Annotated in this window: 11 protein-coding genes; all 11 read right to left on the bottom strand. The window is 57.0% G+C overall.

Annotation, left to right across the window (positions count from 1 at the left end; translation table 11 throughout):
* Window positions 1-47 precede the first annotated feature (47 nt).
* On the bottom strand, window positions 48-1,367 hold the full coding sequence (secY, locus tag ABT24_RS15490) for a preprotein translocase subunit SecY (protein WP_013124107.1): 1,320 nt from the start codon (window positions 1,365-1,367) through the stop codon (window positions 48-50).
* Window positions 1,368-1,381: 14 nt separating this feature from the next.
* Entirely contained in the window at window positions 1,382-1,828 is a 447-nt protein-coding gene (gene rplO / locus ABT24_RS15485; RefSeq protein WP_013106897.1) for a 50S ribosomal protein L15, read from the bottom strand.
* A 95-nt stretch (window positions 1,829-1,923) separates the two neighbouring features.
* Window positions 1,924-2,109, bottom strand: coding sequence for a 50S ribosomal protein L30 (gene rpmD / locus ABT24_RS15480; RefSeq protein WP_013124108.1), 186 nt, complete (start codon window positions 2,107-2,109; stop codon window positions 1,924-1,926).
* A 5-nt stretch (window positions 2,110-2,114) separates the two neighbouring features.
* Window positions 2,115-2,633 carry a 30S ribosomal protein S5 gene (rpsE, locus tag ABT24_RS15475; RefSeq protein ID WP_013106899.1) on the bottom strand — a complete coding sequence of 173 codons (519 nt, stop codon included), beginning with the start codon at window positions 2,631-2,633 and terminating at the stop codon, window positions 2,115-2,117.
* A 13-nt stretch (window positions 2,634-2,646) separates the two neighbouring features.
* Window positions 2,647-3,003 (bottom strand): 50S ribosomal protein L18, encoded by a 357-nt coding sequence (rplR, locus tag ABT24_RS15470; RefSeq protein WP_041608734.1) that lies wholly within the window; start codon window positions 3,001-3,003, stop codon window positions 2,647-2,649.
* Window positions 3,004-3,017: 14 nt separating this feature from the next.
* Window positions 3,018-3,551 (bottom strand): 50S ribosomal protein L6, encoded by a 534-nt coding sequence (rplF, locus tag ABT24_RS15465; RefSeq protein ID WP_013124109.1) that lies wholly within the window; start codon window positions 3,549-3,551, stop codon window positions 3,018-3,020.
* A 13-nt stretch (window positions 3,552-3,564) separates the two neighbouring features.
* Window positions 3,565-3,963, bottom strand: a complete 399-nt coding sequence (gene rpsH, locus ABT24_RS15460) for a 30S ribosomal protein S8 (protein ID WP_013106902.1) — start codon at window positions 3,961-3,963, stop codon at window positions 3,565-3,567.
* A gap of 91 nt (window positions 3,964-4,054) precedes the next feature.
* On the bottom strand, window positions 4,055-4,360 hold the full coding sequence (gene rpsN, locus ABT24_RS15455; protein ID WP_013106903.1) for a 30S ribosomal protein S14: 306 nt from the start codon (window positions 4,358-4,360) through the stop codon (window positions 4,055-4,057).
* A 9-nt stretch (window positions 4,361-4,369) separates the two neighbouring features.
* Window positions 4,370-4,909: a 50S ribosomal protein L5 gene (gene rplE, locus ABT24_RS15450; protein WP_013106904.1), complete on the bottom strand. Its 540-nt coding sequence runs from the start codon at window positions 4,907-4,909 to the stop codon at window positions 4,370-4,372.
* Between the two features lie 11 nt (window positions 4,910-4,920).
* Window positions 4,921-5,199: a 50S ribosomal protein L24 gene (rplX, locus tag ABT24_RS15445; RefSeq protein ID WP_286738261.1), complete on the bottom strand. Its 279-nt coding sequence runs from the start codon at window positions 5,197-5,199 to the stop codon at window positions 4,921-4,923.
* Window positions 5,200-5,232: 33 nt separating this feature from the next.
* On the bottom strand, window positions 5,233-5,368 hold a 136-nt coding region (locus ABT24_RS15440), incomplete at its 5' end, for an uL14 family ribosomal protein (protein ID WP_286738262.1).

Below are 5,368 nucleotides of genomic sequence, written 5' to 3'. Positions count from 1 at the left end.
ATCTCCCCCTGCATCTGAATGACATCGTCCTTGGCCATAAAACTCCGTTAACGCACCCCGCCAAGACCTGATTTGAAATTGGCTTTTTTCAGCAGGGCATCGTACTGATGCGACATGGCATAAGCCTGAACTTGCGCCATGAAATCCATGGTGACCACCACAATGATCAGCAGCGAAGTTCCACCAAAGCTGAACGGCACATTGTATTTCAACACAAGAAACTCCGGCAGCAGGCAAACCAAAGTGATGTAAATCGCCCCCACCAACGTCAGGCGCATCAGCACCTTGTCGATGAATTTGGCGGTCTGCTCTCCTGGCCGAATGCCAGGAATGAACGCGCCACCTTTTTTGAGCTGATCGGCAGTTTCACGGCTATTGAAAACCAAGGCCGTGTAGAAAAAAGCAAAGAAAATGATTGCTGTGGCGTACAACAGAATGTAGAGCGGCTGGCCTGGCGAAAGCGCACCGGCAATATCCTTCAACCAACCCATACCTTTGGCAGCGCCAAACCAGCTCACTGCCGTTGCCGGAAGCAAAATAATGGACGATGCAAAAATCGGTGGAATCACGCCTGCCATATTCAACTTCAGGGGTAGATGCGAGCTTTGTCCACCATACACCTTATTGCCCACCTGCCGCCGCGCGTAGTTCACCAGAATCTTGCGCTGACCCCGCTCGACAAATACTACGAAATAGGTCACCAGCACCACGATGGCTAATACGAACAGCGCCACCAATACACTCATCGCGCCTGTACTGACCAACTCCATCAGCCCGGCGATCGCGGAAGGCAGACCAGCCACAATACCCGAGAAAATAATGATGGAAATACCATTCCCCAGACCACGCTCGGTAATTTGCTCGCCCAGCCACATTAGAAACATGGTGCCAGAGGTCAGGGTCAGCACGGCAGATAGCTGAAAACCAATGCCAGGACTGATGACCAGGCCAGGGGAAGCCTGCAGCGCCACTGCAATACCGAAGGACTGAAAAAGCGCCAGCACCAAAGTGAAATAGCGCGTGTATTGTGTCGTCTTGCGCCTCCCTGCCTCACCTTCCTTTTTGAGGGCTTCGAGCGAGGGCACCACATAAGTGAGTAATTGCATGATGATCGACGCCGAGATATACGGCATGATCCCCAGCGCAAATACCGTGAAACGTGCCAGCGCTCCACCTGAGAACATATTGAACAGGCCCAAAATGCCGCTCGAATTGTTCTGGAAAAGTTGTTGCAGATGCGTCGGATCGATTCCGGGCACAGGGATGTGTGCACCAATGCGGTACACCACCAGTGCGCCGAGCAGGAACAGCAGACGACGACCGAGGTCGCCGTACTTGCCCTGCTGAGTCACGCCTGTGCTGGCCATGTCGAGACGTCCGTTCAGGCTGCTGCGACTTCGGCGATGCTTCCGCCGGCCGCTTCGATGGCGCTGCGGGCGCCCTTGGTTGCCAGAATGCCCTGTAGTTTGACAGCGCGAGCGATCTGACCCGAAGCGATAACCTTGACGGTGCGCGACAGATCAGGCACCAGGCCGTGAGCCTTGAGCGTGAGCATGTCGATTTCGTCTTCCTGCATGCGGTTCAGATCAGCCAGCGTGACCTGCGCGCTGTAGCGCGCAATCGGCGACTTGAAACCGCGCTTGGGCAGACGGCGCTGCAAGGGCATTTGACCGCCTTCGAAGCCCACCTTGTGGAAACCGCCGGAACGCGATTTTTGGCCCTTGTGACCGCGGCCCGCGGTCTTACCGAGACCCGACCCAATTCCGCGGCCAACGCGGCGCTTGGCGTGCTTGGCGCCAGCGGCAGGTTTGATGGTGTTGAGTTGCATATTGAATCTCACTAATCGCGAATTTCACAAATTCTGCTGTTGCTCATAAGCCGAAGCTGGATCAGCCGCTGGTTTGCGCCCGATCTGAATCGGTTTTATTCGCAGATTTCAACCAGATAACTGACCTTGCGGACCATGCCACGCACGGCAGCCGTGTCTTCCAGCTCACGCACGCTGCCCAGCTTGCGCAGACCGAGGCCACGCACCGTCGCACGATGCGAATCGCGCGTGCCGATCACGCTTCGAACCAGCTTGACCTTGATGGTTTTCTTGTCACTCATGATGTTCAACCCAGAATTTCTTCAACGGTCTTGCCACGCTTCATGGCGATCTCCTGAGCGGAGTTCATATTAGTCAAGGCGTCGAGCGTTGCGCGGACCATGTTGTACGGGTTGGACGAACCGTGGCTCTTAGCCACTATGTCGGTCACCCCTAGCACTTCGAACATGGCGCGCATTGGGCCACCCGCGATGATGCCCGTACCCTGCACAGCAGGCAGCATCATGACGTTCGAAGCACCGTGCTGGCCCATCACCTTGTGGTGCAGCGTGCCGCCCTTCAGGGGCACTTTCACCATATTGCGACGCGCTTGCTCCATGGCCTTTTGAACGGCCACAGGCACTTCACGCGCCTTGCCTTTACCCATGCCGATGCGGCCATCGCCGTCACCCACCACGGTCAAGGCGGCGAAACCGAGAATCCGACCGCCCTTGACGACTTTGGTGACGCGGTTGACCGCAATCATCTTCTCGCGCAGACCATCGTCTCGCGCTTCGTTGGCAAACTTGTTTTGAACTTTAGCCATGATGTGCTCGTTCTCAGAACTTCAGGCCGGCTTCACGCGCAGCCTCAGCGAGCGCCTTGACGCGCCCATGAAAGCGAAAACCCGAACGGTCGAAAGCGACGGTGTCGATGCCGGCCGCCTTGGCCTTCTCGGCAATACGGGTGCCCACGGCAACCGCGGCTGCCAGGTTGCCGCCATGCCCGCCCAGTTGTCCGCGAACTTCCGCTTCCACGGTTGATGCAGAGGCGAGCACGCGGTCGCCCTCGGCGGAAATGATGTTGGCGTAAATATGCTGATTGGTGCGATGCACCGACAAACGAACCACACGCAGACGCGCGATACGGCGACGAGTTGCCTGGGCACGGCGCAGGCGGGAAATGTTTTTGCTGATCATGATCCTGGCCCTTACTTCTTCTTGGTTTCCTTGATCACCACCACTTCGTCGGCATAACGCACACCCTTGCCCTTGTAGGGCTCAGGCGGACGATAGGCACGAACTTCGGCAGCGATCTGGCCAACGAGTTGCTTATCCACACCCTTGATGACGATCTCGGTGGGAGTCGGCGTTTCGACCTTGATGCCCTCAGGCATGTCCTTGACGATGGGATGGGAAAAACCCAGCGAGAGATTCAACTTGGCGCCTTGAGCCTGAGCCTTGAAGCCCACACCCACCAGGGTGAGCTTGCGCTCAAAACCCTTGGACACGCCGTGCACCATGCCCGCAACCAGGGCACGCATGGTTCCCGACATGGCATGCGACTCACGCGACTCGTCGGCCGGGGCGAAAGTCAGTTCCCCGTTCTCTTGGGCGATCCGCACGCCGGCGTATTGGGCACGCTCCAGCTTGCCGAGCCCGCCCTTGATGGCGATAGTCTCGGCACTGAGGCTGACCTCAACACCTGCCGGCACTGCAACCGGATATTTGGCAATACGTGACATGTCCGTTCTCTCCTTAAGCGACGTAGCAGAGAACTTCGCCACCCACGCCGACTTGACGCGCCTTGCGGTCGGTCATCAGCCCACGGGGAGTCGAAACGATGGCAACGCCCAGGCCATTCATCACTTGGGGAATGGCTTCTTTGCCGCGATAGACGCGCAGGCCCGGGCGACTGACGCGCTCAAGACGCTCGATCACCGGTTTGCCCGCGTAGTACTTCAACGAAATCTCAAGATTCGCCTTGGCATCACTCTCACGACGGATATTGAAGCCGTCGATATAGCCCTCTTCGTGCAGGACCTGAGCGATTGCAGCTTTGATCTTGGAAGCTGGCATCGTTACCTTCGCCTTTTCGACCATCTGCGCGTTACGAATACGCGTCAGCATGTCGGCGATGGGATCACTCATGCTCATCAATACTCTCCTAAAAACTTTTGGCGTCTAGTCGGCAAGCAACGCAACAATCGATACGTGACAACCGAACTCAACTTGTCTGTGTGACCGATTACCAGCTGGATTTGGTCACGCCGGGGATTTCCCCGCGGAACGCCAGCTCGCGAATCTTGCTGCGCGACAACCCGAACTGGCGGAACGTACCGCGCGGGCGACCCGTGATGGCGCAGCGATTGCGCAGCCGGGTTGGACTGGAATTGCGCGGCATCTGCTGAATCTTCAAGCGCGCCTCGTAGCGCTCTTCAAAAGACTTGGAGGCGTCATCAACGATGGCCTGCAGTTCAGCGCGCTTCGATGCAAATTTTGCAACCAAGTCTTCGCGCTTCTTTTCGCGGTTGATCAGGGACAGTTTCGCCATGATGATTCTTCAGTTCTTGAAAGGGAAGCGGAACGCGGCGAGCAAGGCCTTGCACTCCTCGTCGGTTTTCGCCGTCGTGGTCACGCTGATATTCAGACCGCGCAGCGCATCGATCTTGTCGTACTCGATTTCCGGGAAGATGATCTGCTCTTTAACCCCGATGTTGTAGTTGCCACGACCGTCGAAAGCACGCGCGGAGATGCCGCGGAAATCGCGTACACGCGGCAGGGCGATGGTCACAAAACGATCGAGGAAGTCGTACATGCGACCACCACGCAAGGTCACCATGCAACCGATGGGCAGGTCTTCGCGGATTTTGAATCCGGCAATCGCCTTGCGCGACCTGGTGACAACCGGCTTTTGGCCCGCGATCTTGGTGAGATCACCCACCGCGTGCTCCATCACTTTTTTATCAGCCACCGCCTCGGACACACCCATATTGAGTGTCACCTTGGTCAGGCGGGGCACTTCCATGACCGACTTGTAGCCAAACTTGGCCATCAATTCGGGCACGACTTTGTCTTTATAAATCGTCTGCAGGCGCGACATAAATCCTCCGGTCAGCCCTTGATCTGCTCGCCACTGGATTTGAAGACGCGCACTTTCTTGCCGGTCGCGGGGTTGTAAATAGCCACATTGCTTTGATGAATCGCCAGGTCGCGGGACACCACACCACCCGCCTCGCCCTTCATCGGATTGGGGCGCACATTCTTCTTGACCGTATGCACACCCTCGACCACGATATGGTCGGCATCCACACGAGCCGCCACTTTGCCGCGGCGACCCTTGTCGCTGCCAGCAATGACAATCACTTCGTCATCTTTGCGAATCTTGTTCATCACAAATCCTTTTTCGACAGCTCAGAGCAGGGCTCAAAGAACCTCAGGCGCCAGAGACACGATTTTCATGAAGCGCTCGGTGCGCAGTTCACGCGTCACCGGGCCGAAAATGCGCGTACCAATGGGCTCGAGTTTGGCATTAAGCAGCACGGCCGCATTGCCATCAAAC

Source organism: Thiomonas sp. SCN 64-16 (assembly GCF_001725585.1).
GTDB classification, from domain to species: Bacteria; Pseudomonadota; Gammaproteobacteria; order Burkholderiales; family Burkholderiaceae_C; genus Thiomonas; species Thiomonas arsenitoxydans.
This window is presented reverse-complemented; position numbering and strand designations above follow the sequence as displayed.